Source organism: Streptomyces sp. NPDC013157, from assembly GCF_042899865.1.
Taxonomy (GTDB): domain Bacteria; phylum Actinomycetota; class Actinomycetes; order Streptomycetales; family Streptomycetaceae; genus Streptomyces.
Genome location: NZ_JBIBAK010000002.1, coordinates 703,668 through 727,490, shown reverse-complemented (window position 1 = coordinate 727,490; position 23,823 = coordinate 703,668). Strand labels below are relative to the sequence as shown.

20 protein-coding genes are annotated in these 23,823 nt (G+C 71.7%); 12 read left to right on the top strand and 8 right to left on the bottom strand.

Annotation, left to right across the window (positions count from 1 at the left end; genetic code table 11):
* The first annotated feature begins 103 nt into the window (after positions 1 to 103).
* The 5 genes from ACFY6U_RS08650 to ACFY6U_RS08630 all read left to right on the top strand — a co-directional run bounded on the left by ACFY6U_RS08650 (position 104) and on the right by ACFY6U_RS08630 (position 6,162).
* Complete coding sequence (locus ACFY6U_RS08650) at positions 104 to 1,018, top strand: carbohydrate ABC transporter permease (RefSeq protein WP_390036011.1); 915 nt, start codon at positions 104 to 106, stop codon at positions 1,016 to 1,018.
* Positions 1,015 to 1,917 carry a carbohydrate ABC transporter permease gene (locus ACFY6U_RS08645; RefSeq protein WP_390036009.1) on the top strand — a complete coding sequence of 301 codons (903 nt, stop codon included), beginning with the start codon at positions 1,015 to 1,017 and terminating at the stop codon, positions 1,915 to 1,917. The genes ACFY6U_RS08650 and ACFY6U_RS08645 overlap by 4 nt, the downstream gene beginning before the upstream one ends.
* Positions 1,918 to 1,919: 2 nt before the next feature.
* A complete protein-coding gene (locus ACFY6U_RS08640; RefSeq protein ID WP_390036007.1) occupies positions 1,920 to 3,626 on the top strand; it encodes a hypothetical protein in 1,707 nt (568 codons plus the stop codon).
* A gap of 66 nt (positions 3,627 to 3,692) precedes the next feature.
* Entirely contained in the window at positions 3,693 to 5,513 is a 1,821-nt protein-coding gene (locus ACFY6U_RS08635; protein WP_390036005.1) for a hypothetical protein, read from the top strand.
* An 82-nt stretch (positions 5,514 to 5,595) separates the two neighbouring features.
* Positions 5,596 to 6,162 carry a dihydrofolate reductase family protein gene (locus ACFY6U_RS08630; protein WP_390036003.1) on the top strand — a complete coding sequence of 189 codons (567 nt, stop codon included), beginning with the start codon at positions 5,596 to 5,598 and terminating at the stop codon, positions 6,160 to 6,162.
* 49 nt (positions 6,163 to 6,211) lie between these two features.
* On the opposite strand, the gene ACFY6U_RS08625 is transcribed toward ACFY6U_RS08630, so the two are convergent.
* Positions 6,212 to 6,907, bottom strand: coding sequence for a nucleoside/nucleotide kinase family protein (locus ACFY6U_RS08625; RefSeq protein ID WP_390036001.1), 696 nt, complete (start codon positions 6,905 to 6,907; stop codon positions 6,212 to 6,214).
* A 77-nt stretch (positions 6,908 to 6,984) separates the two neighbouring features.
* Between ACFY6U_RS08625 and ACFY6U_RS08620 the strand changes: the two genes are divergently transcribed.
* Both ACFY6U_RS08620 and ACFY6U_RS08615 read left to right on the top strand, forming a co-directional pair.
* Positions 6,985 to 7,719, top strand: a complete 735-nt coding sequence (locus ACFY6U_RS08620) for a beta-phosphoglucomutase family hydrolase (protein WP_390035999.1) — start codon at positions 6,985 to 6,987, stop codon at positions 7,717 to 7,719.
* The gene (locus ACFY6U_RS08615) at positions 7,716 to 10,061 is read left to right on the top strand and encodes a glycoside hydrolase family 65 protein (RefSeq protein WP_390035997.1); all 2,346 of its coding nucleotides are present in this window, start codon (positions 7,716 to 7,718) and stop codon (positions 10,059 to 10,061) included. Before ACFY6U_RS08620 ends, ACFY6U_RS08615 begins: the two co-directional genes overlap by 4 nt.
* Positions 10,062 to 10,217: 156 nt before the next feature.
* On the opposite strand, the gene ACFY6U_RS08610 is transcribed toward ACFY6U_RS08615, so the two are convergent.
* Positions 10,218 to 11,102, bottom strand: coding sequence for a M56 family metallopeptidase (locus ACFY6U_RS08610; RefSeq protein ID WP_390035995.1), 885 nt, complete (start codon positions 11,100 to 11,102; stop codon positions 10,218 to 10,220).
* Positions 11,099 to 11,482, bottom strand: a complete 384-nt coding sequence (locus tag ACFY6U_RS08605) for a BlaI/MecI/CopY family transcriptional regulator (protein WP_294007099.1) — start codon at positions 11,480 to 11,482, stop codon at positions 11,099 to 11,101. The genes ACFY6U_RS08610 and ACFY6U_RS08605 overlap by 4 nt, the downstream gene beginning before the upstream one ends.
* A gap of 145 nt (positions 11,483 to 11,627) precedes the next feature.
* Between ACFY6U_RS08605 and ACFY6U_RS08600 the strand changes: the two genes are divergently transcribed.
* Together ACFY6U_RS08600 and prcB are read left to right on the top strand one after the other, a co-directional pair.
* Positions 11,628 to 12,575, top strand: coding sequence for a YbhN family protein (locus tag ACFY6U_RS08600; RefSeq protein ID WP_390035993.1), 948 nt, complete (start codon positions 11,628 to 11,630; stop codon positions 12,573 to 12,575).
* 73 nt (positions 12,576 to 12,648) lie between these two features.
* Complete coding sequence (gene prcB / locus ACFY6U_RS08595) at positions 12,649 to 13,503, top strand: proteasome subunit beta (protein ID WP_390035991.1); 855 nt, start codon at positions 12,649 to 12,651, stop codon at positions 13,501 to 13,503.
* Between the two features lies 1 nt (position 13,504).
* On the opposite strand, the gene ACFY6U_RS08590 is transcribed toward prcB, so the two are convergent.
* Positions 13,505 to 14,188: a phosphatase PAP2 family protein gene (locus ACFY6U_RS08590; protein ID WP_390035989.1), complete on the bottom strand. Its 684-nt coding sequence runs from the start codon at positions 14,186 to 14,188 to the stop codon at positions 13,505 to 13,507.
* 272 nt (positions 14,189 to 14,460) lie between these two features.
* Here ACFY6U_RS08590 and efeU point away from each other — a divergent pair, with 272 nt between their 5' ends.
* The 3 genes from efeU to ACFY6U_RS08575 all read left to right on the top strand — a co-directional run bounded on the left by efeU (position 14,461) and on the right by ACFY6U_RS08575 (position 19,192).
* Positions 14,461 to 16,569 carry an iron uptake transporter permease EfeU gene (gene efeU / locus ACFY6U_RS08585; RefSeq protein ID WP_390035987.1) on the top strand — a complete coding sequence of 703 codons (2,109 nt, stop codon included), beginning with the start codon at positions 14,461 to 14,463 and terminating at the stop codon, positions 16,567 to 16,569.
* 47 nt (positions 16,570 to 16,616) lie between these two features.
* Entirely contained in the window at positions 16,617 to 17,888 is a 1,272-nt protein-coding gene (gene efeB / locus ACFY6U_RS08580) for an iron uptake transporter deferrochelatase/peroxidase subunit (RefSeq protein ID WP_390035985.1), read from the top strand.
* Positions 17,889 to 18,028: 140 nt separating this feature from the next.
* Entirely contained in the window at positions 18,029 to 19,192 is a 1,164-nt protein-coding gene (locus tag ACFY6U_RS08575) for a HoxN/HupN/NixA family nickel/cobalt transporter (protein WP_390035983.1), read from the top strand.
* 99 nt (positions 19,193 to 19,291) lie between these two features.
* Here the strand turns inward: ACFY6U_RS08575 and ACFY6U_RS08570 are convergent, their stop codons facing one another.
* The 4 genes from ACFY6U_RS08570 to ACFY6U_RS08555 all read right to left on the bottom strand — a co-directional run bounded on the left by ACFY6U_RS08570 (position 19,292) and on the right by ACFY6U_RS08555 (position 23,759).
* Positions 19,292 to 20,251, bottom strand: a complete 960-nt coding sequence (locus tag ACFY6U_RS08570) for a hypothetical protein (RefSeq protein ID WP_390035981.1) — start codon at positions 20,249 to 20,251, stop codon at positions 19,292 to 19,294.
* A gap of 12 nt (positions 20,252 to 20,263) precedes the next feature.
* Positions 20,264 to 21,736: an APC family permease gene (locus ACFY6U_RS08565; protein ID WP_390035979.1), complete on the bottom strand. Its 1,473-nt coding sequence runs from the start codon at positions 21,734 to 21,736 to the stop codon at positions 20,264 to 20,266.
* Between the two features lie 294 nt (positions 21,737 to 22,030).
* Positions 22,031 to 23,434: a Si-specific NAD(P)(+) transhydrogenase gene (gene sthA / locus ACFY6U_RS08560; RefSeq protein WP_390035977.1), complete on the bottom strand. Its 1,404-nt coding sequence runs from the start codon at positions 23,432 to 23,434 to the stop codon at positions 22,031 to 22,033.
* 118 nt (positions 23,435 to 23,552) lie between these two features.
* Complete coding sequence (locus ACFY6U_RS08555; RefSeq protein WP_351498364.1) at positions 23,553 to 23,759, bottom strand: hypothetical protein; 207 nt, start codon at positions 23,757 to 23,759, stop codon at positions 23,553 to 23,555.
* Positions 23,760 to 23,823 lie beyond the last annotated feature (64 nt).

The window sequence follows — 23,823 nt, the reverse complement described above, 5'->3', positions numbered from 1 at the left end:
CGGCGGGTTCGAGCCCCCGCCGCCCCGCCCTGGTCCTCCACGTGACGCCGGGCTCATGCCGTGAGCCCACCGCAACCCATCCCCACAGCACGGAGTCAGGAAGATGACAAAACGCGCCTCGGACGTGTCCGGGAGCCCGCCCAGGCGACGCCGCAGCAAGTACACCCTCGCGCCGCTCGTCCTCATCGCGGCGAACGTCGTGCTCTTCGCACTGTTCTTCGTGTGGCCTGCGGTGATCGGGCTCGTCTACTCCTTCACGAACTACACGGGCGTGGGGGCGTTCCAGTTCGTCGGACTGGACAACTACACGAACCTGTTCGGCGACTCCACCTTCTACGACGCGCTGTTCCGGACGCTGCTGTACACCGTGCTGGTCGTGCCGCTGAACTTCGTGCTCTCGCTCCTCATCGCCAACCTGGTGGTGAGCAAGCAGGCCAAGGGCGCGTCGATCGCCCGTGTCGTCTTCTTCATCCCGTGGCTCATCTCGCCCATCGTCGTCGGTGTCCTGTGGCGGTGGCTGTTCGGCGAGAACTTCGGACTGATCAACTACGTCATCGAGAAGCTCGGCGGGCACGCGATCGCGTGGCAGTCGAACGCGGACCTGTCCCTGGGCGTGGTCGTGATGGCGGGCGCCTGGTGGGGAACGGCCTTCTCGATGCTGCTGTTCATCGCGGCGATCAAGAACGTGCCCACCTCGTACTACGAGGCGGCCTCGCTCGACGGCGCGGGCCCCTGGCGCCAGTTCATCAGCATCACGCTGCCGAGTATCGCGCCGACGTCGTTCATCGTCATCCTCCTCAACACGATCAACGCGATGAAGGAATACCCGCTGTTCGTCTCCCTCAACAACGGCGGACCGGGTACGTCGAACAACCTGCTTGTCCAGTACATCTACCAGACCGGATTCAACCGGGGCCAGATCGGCTACGCGAGCGCCGCGTCGTTCGTGCTCATGCTCATCCTGATGGCCGTCGCGATCGTCCAGCTGATCGCCAACCGGCGGATGGAGAACCGATGACCACCACAGACACGCCGCGTCCGGTCGACGCCGGTTCCGCGAAGGCCCTCTCCAGGAAGCGGCCCCGCGGCGGGCGCGACGGCGGGCTCCGGCGCGCGGTACCCGCGACGACACTGCTGTGGATCCTGGCCGCCCTCTACGGGCTGCCGGTGCTGTGGTTCGTCCTCAGCTCCTTCAAGCCGGCGGGAGACCTCTTCTCCCTTCCGCTGACGGTGCTTCCGCACCACCCCACCCTCTCGGGTTACAAGGCGGCCTGGGACAGCGCCAACTTCTCCCAGTACTTCATCAACACGGCCATCGTGTGCGTGATCACGACGATCCTCACCGTGGGGGTCAGCTGCTGCACCGGGTACGCGCTGGCCAAGTACGACAACAAATGGCTCAAGGCCTTCTTCATCTGCATCCTGGCCACCACGATGCTGCCGTCCGAGGTCATGCTCGCCCCGGAGTTCCTGGTCGTCCGCGACCTCGGCCTCTACAACACCTTCGGCGGCATCATCCTCCCGGCCGTGCTCACCGCGACCGGATGCTTCATGTTCCGCCAGTTCTTCCTGACGGTCCCCGACGAACTCGTCGAGGCCGCCCGCATCGACGGCGCGCGTGAGCTGTCGATCTTCCTGCGGATCATGGTGCCGATCTCCCGGCCCATCATGCTGACCCTCGCCATCCTGTCCTTCCAGTGGCGGTGGAACGACTACATCTGGCCGCTGCTGATGCTCAACGACCCCAACAAGTTCACCGTGCAGATCGGCATCCAGAGTCTCGTCGGGGCGCAGAACATCAACTGGTCGGTGCTGCTGGGCGGATCGGTCATCTCCATGATTCCGCTGATCCTCGTCTTCCTGGTGTTCCAGCGGTACGTCATGAGCGCCGACATCAACGCCGGACTGAAGGACTGACCGTGCCCACCCCGCTCGACCACGAGTTCCTCCGCGCGGTGGCCGGCGCCGCCGACCGGTCGGCCGCCCCGCTGGCGGCCGGCCCCGGGGAGGAACCAGCCGGTGTGACCCACCGCGTCCTGGCCCGCCGGGTGAAGACCCTGGTCGCTGCGTACCGGTCCCCGGAGTCGGCCCTGCACGGAAGCGGGCAGGCCGTCGCCGCCGCGACGACCCACCTCCGCGCCCTGCTGGCCGCACAGACCGCCACCGGCCTCTTCGCCGGCGGCGACAACGTGCAGTCGCCGCCGGACTCCGCGTTCACCGTCAACGACGTCTGCGACGCACACGTCCTCGCCGCGGGCGCGGGACCGGAACTGCGCGACGTCACGGCCGCGCTCGCCGAGATCGCCGGCGCCGCCTCCGCCGCTCTCCTGACCGGCGGGGTGCACACCCCGAACCACCGCTGGGAGCTCTGCGCGGCGCTGGCCCGGCTGCACCGCTCGTTCCCGGACGGCCGGCTGCTCGACCGCATCGACGCGTGGCTCGCCGAGGGCGTCGACATCGACGTGGAGGGCCTGTACTCGGAGCGCAGCGCCGTCTACGCGTCCCACGTGTCCAACCCGTCGCTGCTGCTCCTGGCCGACGTCCTCGGCCGCGACGACCTGCGGGACGCCGTCGAACGCAACCTCACCGCGACCCTGGACCTCATCAGGCCGGACGGCACGGTGGAGACCGTCCACTCGCGACGGCAGGACCAGAAGCACCCGTTCCCGCTGGCGCCCTACCTGCCGCACTACCGGCTGCTCGCGATCCGCACCGGCCGGGGCGACTTCGCCCGGGCGGCGCGCCGGGCAGCGGCCGGCGGGGTCGACGACCCCGGCCTGCTCGCCGAGACCCTCCTCACCCCCGACCTGTGCCGCGCGCTGCCGGCCCCGGCGCCGGAACCCCTGCCCCGCGACCGGTACCTCACCACGGCACGCCTTGCCTCACGCGCCTCCGCCACCGCGCACAGCGTCCTGTACGGCGGCTCCGACGTGCCCGAGCACCGGCGCATCCGCTCCGGCCTCGCCTGCAACCCCACCTTCCTGCGCCTGTTCGCCGGCGACGCCGTCCTCGACGCGGTCCGGCTGTCCCGGGGATTCTTCGATCTGGGCCCGTTCCGCGCCGCCGGAATGGAACAGCTCGCCGGCAACCGGTACCGGCTCACCGAGACCCTGACGGCCGCCTACTACCAGCCGCTCCCGCCGGACCGGCGACGGGACGACGGCGCCTACCGCGTGGCGGACGAGGGACGCTTCTCGGCCGCCATGGCCTTCCCGGACCGGCCTCGGGACGAGGTCTCCCACACGACCCGCGTCGAAGCGGAGCTGCGGGACGACGGTGCCGACCTGCGGATCGACATCAGCGGACCACGGGTGCCCTGGGCCCTCGAACTGACTTTCCGGCCGGGGGGCGTGCCGGAGGGCGCCGTACCGATCGGTGACGGACGCTGGTGCCTGACGACCGGGCCGATGACCTACCGGGCCGGTGCCGACGAGATCCGGGTCGAGGCCGCCGTCGAGGCGGGCGAACCGCTCGCCGGTCCGGGCCGGAGCGAGGTACTGCGCTACGACCCGGGCCAGGACCACACTGTGGTGGGCGGCACCGACGCGACGACCGGGAACCGCGTCTACCTCGGTGGGAACGGCCCGCAGACACTGACCGTCACCCTGCGCGCCCGGCGTCCCTGACCCGCCGTCCGACCCTGCCCCCCCCACGCCACGGCCACCTCCGCAACGAAGGGCTGACCTCCCCCGATGCACCTGCCGCGCCAGCTCGGCCCGCTGCACGACCTGCCGTCCACCCCCGAGGCGTACGACGCGGTCCTCGCCGACGTCGTCGAACAGGCCCTGGCCCGCCTCACCCCCGAGGGCAACCTCGAACACCCCGACGCGGACGACGACATCGGCGACACCTCCCTCGGCGTCACCTCCCTGCTGGCGCTGGCCTGGCAGCGGTCCAAGGACCCGCGACTGCCCGAGGCGGTGCGCCACAGCCTCGCCTTCCACCTGCGCGAACGGGTCTACACCGAGGACAACCCCGGCTACCCGAACCTCACGGTCCGCGACTCCGGTCTGCCGTACGCCCGTTACGTCCTTGAGGCGGGCGCGCATCCGATCGGGGACTGGCCCAGCACGGTGTGGGCGCTGCTCCAGGCCGTGAACCTCCTCGACCTCGCGGACGGCCTGGTCGACGACGAACAGCGCGCGGAGCTCGTCGAGGTGAGCCGCGGCTACTGGCGCTGGCTGACCGAGGCCACCTTCTTCAACCCGCAGGAGGCCGGCAACCAGGCGATCGGATGCGTGGTCGGCGGGCTGATGCTGGCGCGCCATCTGCCGCCGGAGGAGGCGGCGCCGCTCCGCGAGCGGGCGCTGGCCCTGTACGCCGAGAAGATCCGGGCCCACCGGGTCCTCGACCGGGGTGCCCTGCTCCCGCCCGAGCACGGCGGCGCCTACGACAACAACTACGGCCCGATCTCCCTGTCCTTCCTCGCCCAGGCCCACCGGGTCAGCGGGGCGGAGATGTTCGCCGAGGACGGTGACGCGCTCGCCCGGTACATCGACGCACGGCTGCCCAACGGCGGCTTCGACAACGGCGGTCCCCGCTACAGCGAACAGCACTCCGCCTTCGAGTCGGTGCTCGGCCTGCGCTACTTCGGGGCTCGGATCGGCTCCGACCTGGGCCGCTACCGGGGCGACACCAACTGGGGCCGGCACGCGGTCAAGCCGGACGGCGGGGTCGACGGGCACTTCGCCTGGATGCTGGTCTGGCAGATCCAGGACACCACCCCCTGGCACCGTGAACCGTCGACGGTCCCCGCCCGCCACCAACTCCGCGCCGGATCGGTCTCGGTGGCCTTCGACCACCGCATGACCCCGGCCCTGATCGAGGCGGCCGGCACGTACTACCTCCCGGCCGCGGTGAACCGGCAGCACGGCTTCGGCCCCGTCCTGGACGGCTTCCTGTACTGCCGGCCCATGGGCGAGATCCGGGTCCGGGACGTCCACGCCGACGGCCTGACCGCCAAGCTGGTCAGCAAGCCGGTCGTGGGGCGCGACCATGTGCTGCGCCATGTGCGCTCGCTCTACGTCACGGACGGCACCAGCCTGTGGGTGACGGTGGCCGTGGAGCGCTTCGACGGGACGCCGTACCTGCTGTCCGGGCTGCCCTACGCGGTGGACGACGGCGACCGGGTACGCCGGGTCGCGGAGGGCCGGGTCGCCTCGGCGGGCGCGCTGCGGCTCACGCATCCCGCGCCGCAGGGTCCCGACCACTTCGACGCCCGCGCCGAACTCACCCAGGAGCAGGCCGCGTTCGCGCTCGCCGCCGATCCGCGCGGCTACGGCAACCCGGACGAGGGCTGGCGCCACCTGGTCTCCAGCACCGCCTACGAGGCCGAACCGGCGCCGGGCGCACCGGAGCACCTGCACGTGTTCGCCGTACGGTACGGACCCGGCGGGGACCGCTTCACTCCGTCCTTCGAAGGCGATCTGACCGTGCACACCGAGGAGTTCACGGCCGCCATCGGGGCCGAGGACGCCCACGGGGTGCCCGAACTGGTCCTGACCGCCTGCTAGGGGCCGTCCCGCGCGCGTCGATGAGTTCTGCGGTCTCCGGCGGTCGTACTGTCGAACCCGTTCCCGAGCAGGAGGACTCCCGATGCGCAGCGTGACCTATTCGATGAGCATGTCACTCGACGGCTACATCGTCGGGCCGGACGGCACGTTCGACTGGACGGCGCCCGACAAGGAGGTATTCCGCTTCTGGATCGACGAGATCCGGGAGGTCGACGTCCACCTGATGGGACGGCGTCTCTACGAGACGATGCTGTACTGGGAGACCGCCGACCAGGACCCCGCGCTCGACGCCGCCGAACGCGAATGGACCGCGCTCTGGAAGCCGCTCCCGAAGGTCGTGTTCTCCACCACCTTGTCGGAGGTGCAGGGCCAGGCCGCCCGGCCGGCCTCCGGCAGCGTGGCGGAGGAGATCGAGCGGTTGCGGGCCGAGCCGGGAGAGGGCGCCATCGCGATCGGCGGCGCGACACTCGCCGCCGAGGCGGCCGAACACGGTCTGATCGACGAGTACCGGACCATGGTCTACCCGGTGCTGGTCGGCGGCGGCATTCCGTACTTCCCCCGCCACGAGCGCCGCGTGGATCTCGAACGCGTCGAGACCCGCACCTTCGACTCGGGCGTCGTCTACCTCCGCCACCGCGTGGTGCGCTAGGCGGAGGCGGCGGCCACCAGGAACGGCTCGTGCGGCGGGATGCCGCACATCATGACGTCGCACGGGAGGCGGCCGGATCGACAGCGGCCCGCGACGTCTTCCGCACGGGCAGCGCCGTCTCCGGGACCACCAGGTCCGCCCGGTCCCGGGTGGCCGCGACCAGATCGGCGTTGAGCTGGTCGGTGCCCGCCACCCAGGCCACCGCCTGCTCGTGCCCCTTGCCGAACTCCTCGTGCCGGGCGACCAGCCGCCGTACCCGCTCGCCCTCGTCGACCTCGCAGAACCACACCTCGTCCAGGGCCGGCCGCACCCGCGCCCACGAACCGTCCGCCAGCAGCAGGTAGTTGCCCTCCGTCACCACCAGCCGGGCGGTCGGCAGGACGGGGATCGCCCCCGCGATCGGCTGCTCCAGGACCCGCTCGAAGCCCGGCGCGTACACCACGACGTCCGTCTCCTCGCGCAACCGCCGCAGCAGCGCCGCGTATCCGGCCGCGTCGAAGGTCGCGGGCGCCCCCTTGCGGTCCCTGAGGCCCAGCCGGTCCAGCTCGACGTCGGCCAGGTGGAAACCGTCCATCGGCACGTGCGCGGCCCACGGCTCGCCGGGGCCGTTCAGCTCCCGCACCAGATGCTCGGCGAGGGTCGTCTTGCCGGCACCGGGGCTGCCCGCGATGCCGAGGATCGCGCGCGGAGCCCGTCCGGCCAGTGAACGGGCGCGGTCGAGGAGGTCGTCGAAAGTCAGCGGCACGCAAAAAGTGTGGCACCCGGCCCGGAATGTGGCGGGCGCCACCCCCTCGAACCCGTCCGGTGGGGAAGATGCGGGACATGACTGCACTCGGTCTGCCCGACACCATCCAGGCCTGTCTCTTCGACCTCGACGGGGTCGTCACCAAGACGGCCGTCGTGCACGCGGCCGCCTGGAAGGAGACCTTCGACGCCTTCCTGCGCGGCCACGACGGACAGCGGCCCTTCGACGAGGTCGCCGACTACGACGAGTACGTCGACGGACGCCCCCGCGCCGACGGGGTCCGCGCCTTCCTCGACTCCCGCGGCATCCACCTGCCCGAGGGCACCCCGGACGACCCCCCGGACGCCCCGACCGTGCACGGCCTCGGCAACCGCAAGAACGAACTGCTGCTGGAGAAGATCCGCACCCAGGGGGTCGAGGCCTACGACGGCACCCTGCGCTATCTGGAGGCGGTCCGCGCGCACGGGCTGCGCACCGCGATCGTCTCCTCCAGCGCCAACTGCCGTGACGTACTGCGCTCGATCGGTGCCGAGCACTTCTTCGACGTCCGCATCGACGGCGTCGTGGCCGCCGAGCGCCGTCTGCCCGGCAAGCCGCACCCGGACACCTTCCTGGCCGCCGCCCACGACCTGGGGGTCGAACCAGCAGCTGCCGCGGTCTTCGAGGACGCCCTGGCGGGCATGGACGCGGGCCGGGCGGGCCGTTTCGGGTACGTCGTCGGCGTGGACCGCGTCGGGCAGACGGACGCCCTGTACGCACACGGCGCGGACACGGTCGTCAAGGACCTCGCGGAGCTGGGAGGCAAGGAGTGATCACCCAACGGGCGTACGCCGTCGAACCCTGGACGGTCCGCGAGACCGCGCTCAACCTGGACGTGCTCGCACAGAGCGAGTCGGTGTTCGCGCTGTCCAACGGGCATGTGGGCTGGCGCGGCAACCTCGACGAGGGCGAACCGCACGGCCTGCCGGGCAGCTACCTCAACGGCGTGCACGAAGTACACCCGCTGCCGTACGCCGAGGCCGGCTACGGCTACCCGGAGTCCGGGCAGACCGTCATCAACATCACCAACGGCAAGATCCTGCGGCTCCTGGTCGACGACGAGCCCTTCGACCTGCGCTACGGCCGGCTCGTCGCCCACGAGCGGGTGCTGGACCTGCGCCGGGGCGTCCTGGAGCGGACCTGCGAGTGGACCTCGCCGGCCGGGTCCACCGTGCGGGTGCGCTCGACCCGGCTGGTGTCGCTGACCCAGCGGGCGATCGCCGCCGTCGCCTACGAGGTGGAGGCCGTCGACCGCCGCTGCCGGATCGTGGTCCAGTCCGAGCTGGTCGCCAACGAGCAACTGCCCGAGTCGAACGGCGATCCCCGTGCCGCGCTCGCGCTGCAGTCGCCGCTGGAGCAGGAGGACGACTTCGCCTCCGGCCACCGGCTGCGCCTGGTCCACCGCACCCGGCGCAGCGGACTGCGGGTCGCGGTCGCCGCCGACCACACCGTCTCCGGTCCCGAGCGGACCTCGGCGCACGCCGAGAGCGGCGTGGACGTGGCCCGGCTGACGGTCACCTCCGTCCTGGAGCCGGGGCAGCGGCTGCGGGTGGAGAAGTTCGTCGCGCACGGCTGGTCCGGGGTGCGTTCGCTGCCCGCCATGGCCGACCAGGTGGACGCGGCGCTCGCGGCCGCCGCCCACGAGGGCTGGCAGGGACTCGCCGATGAGCAGCGCGGTTACCTGGACGACTTCTGGTCCCGCGCCGACGTGGAGGTGGACGGCGACGAGGAGGTCCAGCAGGCCGTCCGCTTCGCCCTCTTCCACGTCCTGCAGGCCGGGGCCCGCGCCGAACAGCGGGCGATACCCGCCAAGGGCCTCACCGGCTCCGGGTACGACGGGCACGCCTTCTGGGACACCGAGATGTTCGTGCTGCCCGTCCTCACCCACACTGCCCCCGGCGCCGTCGCCGAGGCGCTGCGCTGGCGGCACAACACCCTGCCCGCCGCCCGCGAACGCGCCGCCCAGCTCGGTCTGGACGGGGCCGCGTTCCCCTGGCGGACCATCGCGGGACCGGAGGGCTCGGCCTACTGGCCGGCCGGCACCGCCGCCTTCCACGTCAACGCCGACGTCGCCGACGCCGTGGTCCGCTACGTCGCCGCCACCGGGGACACCGACTTCGAACGGGACACCGGCGTCGAGCTGCTCGTGGAGACCGCCCGCCTGTGGCGCTCGCTCGGGCACCACGACAACCGCGGCGCCTTCCACATCGACGGCGTCACCGGCCCCGACGAGTACAGCGCGGTCGCCGACGACAACACGTACACCAACCTGATGGCCCGGGCGAACCTGCTGGCCGCCGCCGACGCCGTCGAACGCCACCCGCGGCAGGCGGCGGAACTGGACGTCGACGCGGAGGAGAGCGCCGCCTGGCGGGACGCCGCCGAGTCCGTGCACATCCCGTACAACCACGAGCTCGGCGTCCACGAACAGCACGCCGGGTTCACCCGCTACCAGCGCTGGGACTTCGAGAACACCCGCCCCGAGCAGTACCCGCTGCTGCTGAACTTCCCCTACTTCGACCTCTACCGCAAACAGGTCGTCAAACAGGCCGACCTGGTGCTGGCGATGTACACCTGCGAGGCGTACTTCGACGAGGAGCACATCGCCCGGAACTTCGCCTACTACGAGCCGCTGACCGTCCGCGACTCCTCGCTCTCGGCCTGCTGCCAGGCCGTCGTCGCCGCCCAGGCCGGGCACCTCACGCTCGCCCACGCCTACACGGCGGAAGCCGCGCTGATGGACCTTGACGACCTGGAGCACAACACCCGCGACGGACTGCACATCGCCTCCCTCGCCGGCACCTGGATGGCCCTGGTGGCCGGCTTCGGCGGGCTGCGCCACTACGACGACGGGGCCCGCTTCGCCCCCCGGCTGCCGGAACGGCTGCGCCGCCTCGCCTTCAGCCTGCAACTGCGCGGCAGCAGGCTCCGCGTGGAGATCGGCGCCGACAAGGCGACGTACACCCTCCTGGACGGTCCACCGCTCACCGTCTACCACCACGGCGAGCCGGTGACGGTCGGTACGGACAGCCCCGCGGTGCGCGCGGTACCGCCGGTCAGGCCGGGCCCGACACCGGCCCAGCCGCCGCACAGGGCACCTAATCGACCGAGTTGATCTGCAGCGCCCTTTCTTGTGGGGGCGCGGGGAACTGCGCGATCAGACACAGTCGACCGGCACTTCGCAATGCATCCGAACCCCTAGGGCGAAATCGGTCGTCTGCACCACCGTCGTGGCTGGTCGCGCAGTTCCCCGCGCCCCCAAAAGGGGCGCTCACGTGAGGGCGTTGAAAAGGAGCCGTACCAGATCGCCCGTCGCGTCGGCGGCGAACAGGGCGGCTCCGACGCCGAGCGCGAGGACGGCCACGGCGGCCGGCCACAGCGAAGGCGGTGGTGCCGTCTGCAGCGCAGCGATCCGGCGGGTCACCGCGCGGTCGGCGAAGTTCAGGGCGCAGCCCGGCCGCGCGCTGAGCGCCGCCCGGGCCAGCGCCCGGGCGGTGGTGCCGCGGTCGCCGACCTCGGTCGCCGCCTGCTCGTCCGCCCACCGTTCCACCAGGAAGGTCACGGCCGAACGGACCGGCCCGAGCGCCGGGTTGGCCGCCGCGGCGAGCGTCACCGCCGTCACCAGGCGGCCGTGCCGGTGGCGCAGGTGGGCGCGTTCGTGGGCCAGCAGCACCCGCCGCTCCGCCGGTGCCAGCGCGCCCAGCATCGCCGAGGTGACCAGGATGCGGCCCGGCCGCCCCGGGATCGCGAACGCCTGCGGCACCTCGCAGGCCGCCACCACCAGCTCGGTGTCCCGCGGATGCCCCTCGCACAGCCGCCGCAGCGCCCGCCGGGTGTGCCGCTCGGCGCGCACCGCCCGCTGCACCCGCCAGACCACCACGACCAGCGCCAGGCACGCGGCGACGCCGATCACCTCGGGCACCGGGTCGGCCAGCGGGCGTCCGTCCTCGTGGGCCTCCCGGACCACCGGCGGGGCGTCGCCGAGCAGGGCCGTCGCCAGCAGGACCAGGGACCAGGTGGCCGCGGTGGCGGTCAGCACGGCGGCGGACGCGAGGACGCGCGCGGCCAGCGCCGGCGCGACCCGGCGGCCGATCACCGGACTGACCAGGGGCAGCAGCAGGGAGACCAGCAGCGGGGTGTAGACGTCGAAGCTCATGCGCCGCCCCCGGCGAACAGGTTCCGCAGCGCCCGCTCCTCCTCAGGGCTGAGCCCGGACACGAACTGCTGGAGCGCCGCGATCGGGTCCGGGCCCCGGTCCAGGGCCTCGTGCATCGCCTCGGCGGTCAGCTCGGCCGCGTTCTTCGCCGGCCGGTACGCACCGCGCCGCCCGTCGGCGTCCCGCAGCACCAGGCCCTTGTCGTACAGCCGCTTCAGGATCGTGTGCACGGTGTTGTACGCGAGTCCGCCGCCGATCTCGGTCTGGATCTCGGCCGGGGTCAACGGGCGTTCGGTCGCCCACAGGGCCGCCAGGACCTCGCTCTCCAGCTCTCCGGCGCTGCGCCGCTCCGTCCTGCCGCGGGACCCTGTGCCAGCCATGGCACAACCTTACAGCGCGTAGTGCCGCCGTTCGTATGGACGTACCCGCGCTGCCTCCACCGCTAAGTCCGGTTAATTTGTCAGTGTTTGTCCCTGAGCCCGTGGAGGGTCCTGCGCGCCGCAGGGGAACAGGGGGGGTGCCTCGATGGTCCCGAACGTGAATGTCACGCCCGTCCTGGGCCGTCGGGGACTCTACTGGCAGAGCGGTGTCTGCCTGGTACTGCTGCTCGGCGCGGGCTGGCTGGTCCGGCGGCACTGGCCGGTCGTGGCGCACGGGGCGGTCCGGCTCGCCGGCGCCGACCAGGAGTGGCTGCTGGTGGCGGCCGTGGCGGCGGTCGGGACCTGGGCGTCCTCCGCCCTCGCCCAGCAGGGCGCGGTCACGCGCCGGCTGCCCGGCGGGCGGCTGGTCGCCGCGCAGTTCGCCGCGTCGGCCGCCAACCATGTGCTGCCCGCCGGGCTCGGCGCGGGCGCGGTGAACCTGCGGTTCCTGATGCGCTGCGGAATCACGGCGGGCCGTGGTGCGTCGGCCCTCGCGGTCAAGGCGGCCTCCGGCGCCGCGGTCCGGCTGGCGTTGATCGCCGTGCTCGCTCCCGCGTGCCCTGGGCTGCTGCGCGTCCCGCACGTGTCCGGGGCCGCGATCCTCGCCGTGACGGCCGCGGCCGCCCTGGGCGTGGTGCTGCTCCGGGCCCGGGTGTGGCCCCGCTGCCGGGACGCGGTGGCCGCGGTGGCCGCCGACATCCGGGCCCTGCACGCCCGCCCCGCCCGCGCGGCCGCGCTGTGGGGCGGCTCGCTGGCCTTCGCCGGGCTGCACGCGCTGGTGCTCTTCGCCGTCACCCGGGCGGTCGGACTGCCGCTGCCCCCGGCCCGGGTGGCGCTGCTCTACCTCGTCGCCAGCGGCGCCGCCGCGCTGCTGCCCACCCCGGGCGGCCTCGGCTCCCTCGACGCGGCCCTCGCGTTCGCCCTCACCGCATCCGGGACCCCGGCCGCCGCGGCCGCCTCCGCCGTGCTCGGCTACCGGCTGCTGACCATGTGGCTGCCGCTGCTGCCCGGCGTGCTGGTGCTCGGGTTGCTGGTCCGGCGCCGGGCGCTGTGACCGGGCGGGCGTTTCCCGGCGGCCCGCATCAGGTAGGAGTCCGGTGTCGTCGGCCGACAGGAGGGGGACCGGTATGACAGCGAACGACACGGAGGGCCGGCTGGGGGAGGAGTTCTTCACGCCGGGGACCTCGTCCTTCGCCCGGTTCCTCGCCGTCCACCGGCCCGAACTGCTGCCCACCCGCAGCCCGCTGCCGCCCGGCACGGTCGCCGCGCCCGGCGCCTTCCCGCACGGCACCACCGTCCTCGCCCTCGCCTACCGCGACGGCGTACTCATCGCCGGCGACCGCCGGGCCACCATGGGCAACCTCATCGCCCAGCGCGACCTGGAGAAGGTGCACCCCGCGGACGACCACACGGCGGTCGCCTTCGCCGGCACCGTCGGGCTCGCCCTCGACATGGTCAAGCTCTACCAGGTCGAGCTGACCCACTTCGAGAAGATCGAGGGCATCCCCATGACCCTCGACGGCAAGGCCCGCCGGCTCGCCTCGATGATCCGCGAGAACCTCGGCCAGGCCATGCAGGGTCTCGCCGTCGTCCCGCTGCTCGCCGGTTACGACCCCAGGGCGCCGGAGGGGGAGCGCGGCCGCATCTTCAGCTTCGACGTCGCCGGCGGCCTCTACGAGAAGCGCGCCTTCCACGCCGAGGGCAGCGGCTCGCCGTACGCCGGGGGCGCCCTGAAGAAGCTGTACCGTCCCGGCCTCACCCGCCGCGAGGCCGCCCTGGCCGCGCTCCAGGCGCTGTACGACGCGGCCGACGACGACTCGGCGACCGGCGGCCCCGACCTCAACCGCCGTATCTTCCCGCTGGTCTCGGTCATCACCGAGGACGGCTTCGACCGGCTGCCGGAGACCGAGACGGCGGACCTGACCCGGGAGATGGTCGACCAGCGCCGCACCCGCCCGGACGGGCCGGGCATCACGCCCTGACTCAGGGCGCGGCCACCGGTCTCTCCGGCAGGTCGTCGGGCGTCCCCGCATCCGGAGCCCACCGGGCCGCCACGCACGCGCAGACCCCGAGCCAGCCGGCCGCGAAGAGCCAGCCGCCGATCACGTCGGTGCACCAGTGCACGCCGAGGTACACCCGGGTGACCCCCACGGCGAGCCCCCAGCAGGCGACGGCCGCACACCACGGCGTACGGCCGTGCGAGGCCCTCGTCCAGATCGCGAGGATCACCAGGCCGGCGGTGAGCGCGGCGGTGGTGGTGTGGCCGGACGGGAACGACCAGCCGGAGGCCGGTGTCTGCCAGTCGGCCTGCGGCGGCCGGGGCCGGGTGACCAGCTCCATCACGGCCCGCCGTACCGTCTGGCCCAGGGCGAGGCAGCCCGCGCCGAGCAGCGCGGCGACCAGGCGCTGCCGCCGGGTGCGGCCCACGGCCAGACCGGCCGCCACGACCAGGACGTACGGCACGATCCCGGTGCCGGTGGCGGTGACCCCCCGGGCCACGGCCACCGCCACGTCGGTCCGATGGCCGAGGGACCAGGCCAGCAGCGTGCGGTCCGGGGCGAGCGGGGCGCCATGCCGGCCCGTCACGACCAGGGCCAGCACCGCGAACGCCGCCCAGGCCCCGAACGCGATACTCCCCGCGAACTCCGCGGTCCTCTTGCGGTCCATGACGCCGACGACGGCCCTTTCGGTGCGATGCGGTGCAACGGCGGGTGGTGACTACGAACCTGTAGACGGTCTACCCGAATGTAGACGATTGCCGTACCGCCGGTGTTTGCGGGGTGCGCGGCCGGGTCCGGGCGTGGCTTTTGCCGCACCATTGCCAGTTCATGACCGGCTGACTACATGGGTGTAGTCATCATGGTCGGCGGAGTAAGGCATGCCTTCACTAAGTTCGAGCCAAGGGGCGGGGACGGGCCTGCCGGGGAGGGCTGCGGCGGATGTGGGACGACGCGTTTCCTAGTTTCCTGATCGGGCTGAGGGAGGGTCTCGAGGCAGGGCTGATCGTCTCGATCCTCGTCGCCACGCTGGTGCGGGCCGGAGCCAGGAACCGGCTGCTGCAGGTGTGGACGGGCGTCCTTGCCGCGATCGCACTGGCGATGAGCTTCGGCGCGGTCCTCACCTTCACCGCGGCCTCCCTCTCCGCGACCGCCCAGGAGGCCTTCGGCGGCAGCCTCAGCGTGGTCGCGGTCGCCTTCGTCACCGCGATGGTCTTCTGGATGCGCCGCTCGGCCCGCAGCCTCGCGGGGGAGATCAAGGAGAAGGTCACCGGTGCCCTGGCCATGGGCTCGGGCGTGCTGATCCTGACCTCGTTCCTCGCGGTCGGCCGGGAGGGCCTGGAGACGGCGCTGTTCCTGTGGACCACCGCCCGGGCGGCCGGCGAGTCCGCCGGACCCCTGGCCGGCGCCGGGATCGGCCTGGTCCTGGCGGCCGGCATCTGCTGGGGCCTCTACCGGCGCGTCCTGAAGATCAACCTCTCACGGTTCTTCACCTACACGGGCGCCGTCCTGATCGTGATCGCCGCCGGTGTCCTCGGCTACGGGCTGCGCGACCTCCAGGAGGGCGGCGTCCTCCCGGGCAACACCGTGTACGCCTTCGATCTCAGCGCCCACATCGACGCGGGCTCCTGGTACAGCACCCTCCTCCAGGGCGTCCTCAACATCACCCCGGCGATGACCTGGCTCCAGGTGACCGGATACGCCGTCTATCTCGCCGTGGTGCTGACCCTGTTCGTGCGCGGAGTGCGTGTCACCGCACCGCAGCCGGCCGAGCCGGAACCCGAGTCCGAACCGGTGGCCGGCGCGCCCGCGGACACGCCTGCCACCGAGCTGCCGGAGCCGGCGCCCGCCGCCCGAGAGCCCGAGCCGCAGCCCGTCGGCAACGCGCTGCGCCGCCCCGCCTGGGTGGTGCCCGTCGCCGTGGTAGCCGTTCCGGCCGTCGTCGCGGGGCTCGTCGTCGCCTTCGCCGGGCCCAGGTCCACGAGCGGCGAGACCGTCGCCGTCTCCGAGACCGAGTGCGGCAAGGGCTTCACCACGCCCAAGCCGGGCCGGCAGACCTTCCGGATGCAGAACACCGGCAGCAAGACCGCGGAGGTGTACCTGATCGACCCGAGCAGCAACGCGGTCTTCGGCGAGGTCGAGGGCCTCGCCCCCGGCACTACCCGAGATCTGGTCGCCACCGTGACCGGCGGCACCTACGCCTGGCGCTGTGTCCCCTCCAGCGGCAAGGCCGTCACCTCCGCGTCGGTCACCGTCAGCGGTGGCACGGGCAGTACCAAGGCGGTCGTACCGGTCTCCGAGAACGACCTCGCCGCACCGCTCAAGGCCTACAAGGCCTACGTCGAACAGGGCCTGGCCACCCTCGTCGCCCAGACCCGCACCCTCGACGCCGACATCGCGGGCAACCACCTCGACCAGGCCCGCACCGACTGGCTGACCGCCCACCTCACCTACTCCTCTCTCGGCGCCGCCTACGGCACCTTCGAGGACTACGACAAGAGGATCAACGGCCGCGCCGACGGCCTGGCGGGCGGGGTTGCCGACCAGGACTTCGCCGGGTTCCACCGGGTCGAGTACGGGCTGTGGCACGGGCAGTCTGCCGACCAGCTGAAGGCTCCGGCGCAGGCGCTCGCGGACGCCGCGGCCGGGCTCCAGAAGGCGTTCCCGTCCCAGGACTTCGACCCGGGCGACCTGCCGCTGCGCGCCCACGAGATCCTGGAGAACACCCTCCAGTTCGAGCTGACCGCCGACACCGACGAGGGCAGCGGCACCAACCTCGCGACCGCGAACGCCAACCTCGCCGGCACCGGCGAGCTGCTCACCGTACTGCGGCCGCTGCTGACCACCCGGGCGCCGAAGCTGGTGCCGGCCGTCGACGCGGACATCGCCCGGCTGCAGAAGCTCCTGGACGCCGAGCACCGGGGCGCGACCTGGACCCCGGTCGAGCAGCTCGACACCGTCACCCGGCAGCGGATCGCCGGCGCCACCGGACAGCTCCTGGAGGACCTCGCCCCGGTGCCGGACCTCCTGGAGATCAGGAAGTCCGCCTGATGAACCCCGCACCGCACCTGCACCCGTACGACGAAGGGAACCCTCCGATGTCCGCTGCCGACACCCCGTCCTGTCCGATGGGCACGGGCCGCCGCTCCTTCGTGCGGACGGCGCTGGGCGCCGGCGCCGCGGGCGCGGTCCTGGCCGGCGGCGGCTTCGCGCTGAGCCAGGCCGGCGGCACCGCCGAGGCTCAGGCCGCCGACGCGAGCGGCACCGCGAAGATCCCCTTCCACGGCACCCACCAGGCCGGCATCCTCACCCCGGCCCCGGCCGCCGCCACGTTCGTCTCCCTCGACGTCATCGCCGACAACCGGCAGGAGCTCGCCGACCTGCTGCGGACGATCACCGAGCGGGCCCGCTTCCTCACCTCCGGCGGCACCCCCGACGACCTCGGGGTCGGCGCCCCGCCCGCCGACAACGGCATCCTCGGCCCCGAGGTCCCCTCCGACGCGCTCACCGTCACCGTCGGCGTCGGCGCCTCCCTGTTCGACGACCGGTACGGCCTGGCGAAGGCGAAGCCGGCCCGGCTGACGCCGATGCGGACCTTCCCCAACGACAACCTGAAGGCCGCCGAATGCCACGGCGACCTCTCGCTCCAGATCTGCGCCGACAGCACCGACACCGTGCTCCACGCCCTGCGCGACATCGCCAGGCACACCCGTGGCGCCATGCAGATCAAGTGGCGGATCGACGGTTTCCAGAACGCCCCGCGGCCCACCGGCGCCCAGCGCAACCTGCTCGGCTTCAAGGACGGCATCGCCAATCCGGACGTCACCTCGGCCCGCGAGACCGACCGGCTGATCTGGGTCGGCGAGGGGCAGGGCGAGCCGGCCTGGACGGCGGGCGGCAGCTATCAGGTCGTCCGGATCATCCGCATGCTCGTCGAGTTCTGGGACCGGGTCTCGCTCAGCGAGCAGGAGCTGATGTTCGGCCGCCGCAAGGACACCGGCGCTCCGCTGGACGGCGCCAAGGAGACCGACATCCCGAACTACGCCAGGGACCCGAAGGGCAACGCCATCCCGCTGGACGCCCACATCCGGCTCGCCAACCCCCGCACCGCGAAGACCGACAGCACCCGCATCCTGCGCCGCGGCTACAACTACGACCGCGGGATAGACAGCGTCGGCAACCTCGACATGGGCCTGGTCTTCTGCTGCTACAACCAGGACGTCCAGCGCCAGTTCGAGGCCACCCAGACCCGGCTCATCGACGAGCCGCTCGTCGACTACATCTCCCCGACCGGAGGCGGCTACTTCTTCGCCCTGCCGGGCGTGAAGAACGCCAAGGACTGGCTGGGAAGCGGACTGCTGTCGGCCTGACCGTTCTTTACCGTCCCATGACGTTCTCTTGGTGAAGGCCTGCCACGGGCCTTGCTGCGAACAATATGCAAGTACGGGAGGATGGCACAAGGCTGCCCATGGCAGCTGCCCATCGCTCGACCGAAGGATGTCACCTCCCGATGACGGCCGCCCCTGGTTCCGCTCCGTCCCTCCCCGCCCAGGCCGAGACCAAGCGCTCGGCCTGGCACCGTGTCCGGGGCTCCATGACACGGCAGGAGTGGCTCAGGGTCGGCGGGATGGCCGGCTTCGTGCTGGCCCTGCACGTCATCGGCTGGGGCACCCTGGTCGGGATCATCGCGCCGCGGCACTTCAGCGTGGGTACCGAGTCCTTCGGCATAGGCATCGGCGTGACGGCGTACACGCTGGGCATGCGGCACGCCTTCGACGCCGACCACATCGCCGCGATCGACAACACCACCCGCAAGCTGATGGGCGAGGGGCAGCGGCCGCTGTCGGTCGGCTTCTGGTTCTCCCTCGGCCACTCCAGCATCGTCTTCGGCCTCGCCCTGCTGCTCTCGCTCGGCATGAAGACCCTGGCCGGACCGGTCCAGGACGACAACTCGCACCTGCACGACGTCACCAGCCTGATCGGTACGACCGTCTCCGGCACCTTCCTCTACCTGATCGCCGGCATCAACCTGGTCATTCTGGCCGGCATCTGGAAGGTCTTCCGGCAGATGCGCTCCGGCGCCTACGACGAGGCCGCCCTGGAGACCCGGCTCAACAACCGCGGCTTCATGAACCGCTTCCTCGGCCGGGTCACCGGCTCGATCCGCAAGCCCTGGCAGATGTACCCGCTCGGGCTGCTGTTCGGCCTCGGCTTCGACACCGCCACCGAGATCGCCCTGCTGGTCCTCGCCGGCTCCGGCGCCGCCTCCGGCCTGCCCTGGTACGCCATCCTCACCCTGCCGGTGCTCTTCGCGGCCGGGATGTCGCTCCTGGACACCATCGACGGTTCGTTCATGAACTTCGCCTACGAGTGGGCGTTCTCCAAGCCGGTCCGGAAGGTCTACTACAACCTCACCATCACCGGCCTGTCCGTGGCCGTCGCCCTGATCATCGGCACCGTGGAACTCCTCGGCCTGCTCGCCGACAAGATGGACCTGCACGGCGCCTTCTGGGACTGGGTGGCGGGCCTCGACCTCAACACCGTCGGTTTCGTCATCGTCGGCCTCTTCTTCGCCACGTGGGCCATCGCCCTGCTGATCTGGAAGGCGGGGCGCATCGAGGAGAAGTGGACGGCGGGGTTGAGCCCCCGGACCGTCGAACAGACTGAGGGCTGAGCAGCGCCCCGTAAGGGGCGCTGGGGGTACCCCCGGCCGAAGGCCGGGGGAGGAACTGTGCGACCAGCCACGACGGCGCCGCAGTCGACACACGGCGTATCAACCACGCAATTTCAGATCCGCCCGCCACTTGACGATCTGCTTCTCCGCGTCGCCGGTGTACGACCACGGCGTGCGGGTCGCCCGCCGCCCCTGGAGCCGCAGCAGCTCCGCGGCGACGTCCGTGACGCCCGCCTGACAGGCCGCGTGCGTCAGGTGGTTGAGGTCACGCAGCTCGCCCGGGGCGACCGGGCCCTCGCCGCGCTGGGCGATCCAGCGCTCCCAGGTGCGCCGTACGTCGCTGACCGCACCGTCGTGCTTCCAGTGCTGGCTGAGCGCGACCGTGTTCTGCTGTCCCTGCGCCGTGTCCAGGGCGTACCGGAACTCCTCGACGCGGGCGTACTGCACCAGGACGGGCAGCGCGCAGCCCGGCGGGGCGACCCCGGCCGCGTCCCGGGCGAAGTCGTACATCAGGCCGTGCGTGCCGTGCCAGCGCGCGGAGTAGTAGTGGAGCACCTGGAGGTGGCCCTCCACGTTGTACGGGTCGCGCCGGTGCAACTCGTCCCACCAGCGGGCGAGTTCCTGCCGGCGCACCCCGGCCGGATACAGCCGGGCCACCGAGATCAGGGAGACCCAGGGGGTCGGGTCCTGCGGGTACGCCTCGGCGGCGGCCAGGCAGGCCAGCACGGCGGTGTCGATCCTGGCCCGGTCGATGGGTACACCCCGGCCCGCCGAGATGGCCAGGGTGAACGCCCGGGCCGTCTCGGTCGCCGCCCGCAGCACCAGCGCGTCGGCGCCGTGCGGCTCGGCGGCCAGCCAGGACTCGGCCGTCGAGTTGCCCGCGCAGGCCTGCGCCAGCAGCCGGACCCGGTGTCCCCGGGCCAGCCAGTGCGGGCCGGTGGCCCGGAGCAGTTCCCGCAGGCCCTGCCAGCGGCCGATGACGATGTCCTGACGGGCCGAGGTGAGGGATTCGTCCCCGCAGTCCGGGTCGAAGTCGGGGGCGAAACGGTCACGCGCCATCGGACTCGTACCTCAGAAGTCGGTGGGGAGGCCTTCGTAAGCCTGGGCCTGCACGGTGGCTGGGTCGTCGGGCACGTAGTCGGCCTCGACCGTGCGGGTGGCGTCCAGCTTGGCCGGCCGGTAGTAGTCGCTGCCCTGCTTCCAGTACCAGAGCATCGGGACCAGGCCGACGGCCAGACCGCCGATGCCGATCGCGATCGCCGCTGTGCTCAGTTCGCCGAGCGACTCGACGAAGATCCAGAACATGAACACCGCGCCGAGCAGCGGCCACAGCCCGCCGAGCAGGAAGTTGCCCGCCGACTTGAACAGCATCTTGCGGTAGGCCACGACCACCGCGAGGCCGGCGAGACCGTAGTAGACGGCGATCTGGAGGCCGATCGCCGAAATGGCGTCGGAGAGGATCTCGCCCACCGAGCCCAGCGCGTTGGAGGCGATGAACATCACCAGCGCCACCGCGCCGACCACACCGATCGCCACGTGCGGGGTGTTCCAGGTGCGGTGCACCCTGCCCAGCGCGGTCGGCATCGTGCGGTCGCGGCCCATCGCGAACAGCGAGCGGGTGACCTGGATGAGGGTGGTCTCCAGGGTGGCGATGGTGGACAGCATCACGGCGACGATCAGTACCTTGCCGCCCCAGCCCGGCGCGACCTGGTCGCCCAGCACGGCCAGTACGTTGGCGTCGTTCGCGGCGATCTGGTCCGAGGACAGGATGATGTTCACGGCGATGGTGAACACCTCGAACAGGGCGAAGACGATGCCGACGCCGATCAGGCCCGCGAGGCCCGTGGTACGGCGGGAGTTGCGGGTCTCCTCGCTGAGGTTGCTGGTGACGTCCCAGCCCCAGTAGTAGAACGCGGCGATCAGCGCGCCCGAGGCGAAGCCGGAGACGCCGTCGAAGTGGGAGAAGCCGAGCCAGGACCAGTCGAAGGTGCGGGCGTTGCCGGTGTGGAAGAGGGCCAGCACCGCGAAGAGCAGCAGGATCGCCAGCTCGATGCCGGACATCAGCAGCTGGGCGCGCACGGTGAGGCGGGCGCCGCCGAGCACCACCGCCAGCATGACCAGGAACCAGGCGGCGCCGACCACCGTGGACAGGGCCACGTTGTCGGCGAGGTCCGCGTCGAACAGGGACAGGGTCATCGACCCGGCGGGCAGCGAGCCGGCCACCATGAAGATGGTCGCGGACACCACCAGCGCCCAGCCGCTGACGAAGCCGAGGAAGGGGTGCAGCGTGCGGCCCACCCAGGAGTAGCTCGCGCCCGCGTTCACGTCGATGCGGCCCAGGTAGCTGAAGGCGAGCGCGATGCCCAGCATCGGTATCGCACACCACAGCAGGGCGGCCGGACTGGCCAGCCCCACCGCCCCGACCAGCACCGCGGTGGTCGCGGCCAGCGAGTACGCCGGTGCGCTGCCCGCGACGGCCATGACCACGGTGTCGAACGTGCCGAGGGCGTTGGCCTGGAGCCCTCTGCCCCTGTTGTTGCTCATGGTTGTGCTGCTTTCCGGTCGAGCAGGGCGCACGGGAGTGCAGACCCGCGGCGGTACGGGTGGGGGGTGCACGACCCGCCCCACGCCCGCTGAGGGGTGGCCTCGGGCAGGGGACCGGTCGGAAGGGAAAGGGATGGTGAAGGCCGCATGCCCAGAGTCGGCGAACGGTCACACCGCGTGTGTGGGTGTGACTATAGCGGCACTCTTTGACCTTTCAAGCTGACCGACCGGTAATCACATATGCCACCTGAGGCTGACAACTCTCACGCCGGAAGCAGCGGTTCCGTCGGCCTCTCAGTCCTCCAGCCGGTCGAGCTGCCGCAGCTTGTTGGTGGCGTCGAGGGCCGCGACCTTGTACGACTCCGCGAGCGTCGGGTAGTTGAACACCGCATCCACGAGGTAGTCGACCGTGCCACCGCAGCCCATCACCGACTGACCGATATGGATCAGTTCTGTCGCTCCGGTACCGAAGCAGTGCACACCGAGCAGCCGACGGTCCTCGGGAGAGACCAGGAGCTTGAGCATGCCGTGCGAGTCGCCGATGATCTGGCCCCGGGCCAGCTCCCGGTAGCGGGCCACCCCGACCTCGAACGGGACGCTGTCCCCGGTGAGTTGGTCCTCGGTCCGGCCGACGAAGCTGATCTCCGGAATCGTGTAGATGCCGATGGGCTGGAGGTTGTCCATCTGCCCGACCGGTTCCCCGCAGGCGTGGTACGCGGCGACCCGGCCCTGCTCCATCGAGGTCGCGGCGAGTGCCGGGAAGCCGATGACGTCGCCGACGGCGTAGATGTGCGGAACCCCGGTGCGGAAGTGCTCGTCCACCGTGATCCGGCCGCGCCGGTCCGCGGACAGGCCCGCCTTGTCGAGGTCGAGTCCGTCGGTGAGGCCCTGGCGGCCCGCCGAGTACATCACCGTGTCCGCCGGTATCTTCTTGCCGCTCTCGAGCACGGTCAGCGTGCCCCGCGGATGCCGTTCGACGGCGGCCACGGTCTCCCCGAACCGGAAGGTGACGGCCAGGTCCCGCAGGTGGTACTTGAGCGACTCGACGACCTCGACGTCGCACATGTCGAGCATGGCCGCGCGCTTCTCGACCACCGTGACCTTGCTGCCCAGCGCGGCGAACATGCTGGCGTACTCCATGCCGATGACACCGGCACCGACGATGACCATGGAGCGCGGCACCCGCTCCAGCGACAGCACGTTGTCGGAGTCCATGATGGTGCGGCCGTCGAACTCGACGCTGTCCGGGCGGGCCGGCCGGGTGCCGGTGGCGATGATGATGTGCTCGGCGCTCAACAGCCTTTCGTTGCCGGTCGGTTCGCGCAGGGCCACGGTGTGCGGGTCGACGAACCGGCCGACGCCGGAGCAGAGGGTGACGTGGTTGCGGGAGAGCTGGTTGCGGATGACGTCCACCTCACGGCCGACCACGTGCTGGGTGCGCGCGGTCAGGTCGGCGACGGTGATGTCCTCCTTCAGCCGGTAGCTCTGGCCGTACAGGTCGCGCTGGGTCAGGCCGGTCAGGTAGAGGACCGCCTCGCGCAGGGTCTTGGAGGGGATGGTGCCGGTGTGGATGGACACGCCGCCGACCATGTCGGGGCTGTCCACGACGGCGACCCGGCGGCCGAGTTTGGCCGCGGCGATGGCGGCCTTCTGGCCGCCGGGTCCGGAACCGATGACGAGCATGTCGAAGTCGGGCACCCTGCGAAGTCTGTCAGCAGCCGCCCTCGCTTCGAAAGGGTGAACGGGCAACCTTCGCGTGAAATCCGGTACGGACCAGGCCCGTTGCGCGCGTCACGGGCCCCGCGGGTCGCCGGTGTCAGGGCAGGAGCCGCTCGATGCAGTTAGGCCCCTCGCGCTCCATCTTCTTCCTGGCCCATTCCAGCGTCTCCGGGGTGACGTCCCGGCCCGACGCCATCACCAGGTCCTCGGGCGCCACCCCGGTGCCGGGGGCGCTGTGCAGCAGGGAGTCCGGGGTGGCGCGGTCCTCGGGCGACCGGGACGCTTCGGGTTCTGAGGTCGACATGGTCCCTCCTTCACGGAGCGGGGTGCACACTCTCACGATTGCCCGCCCGGCCGTACCCCGCATC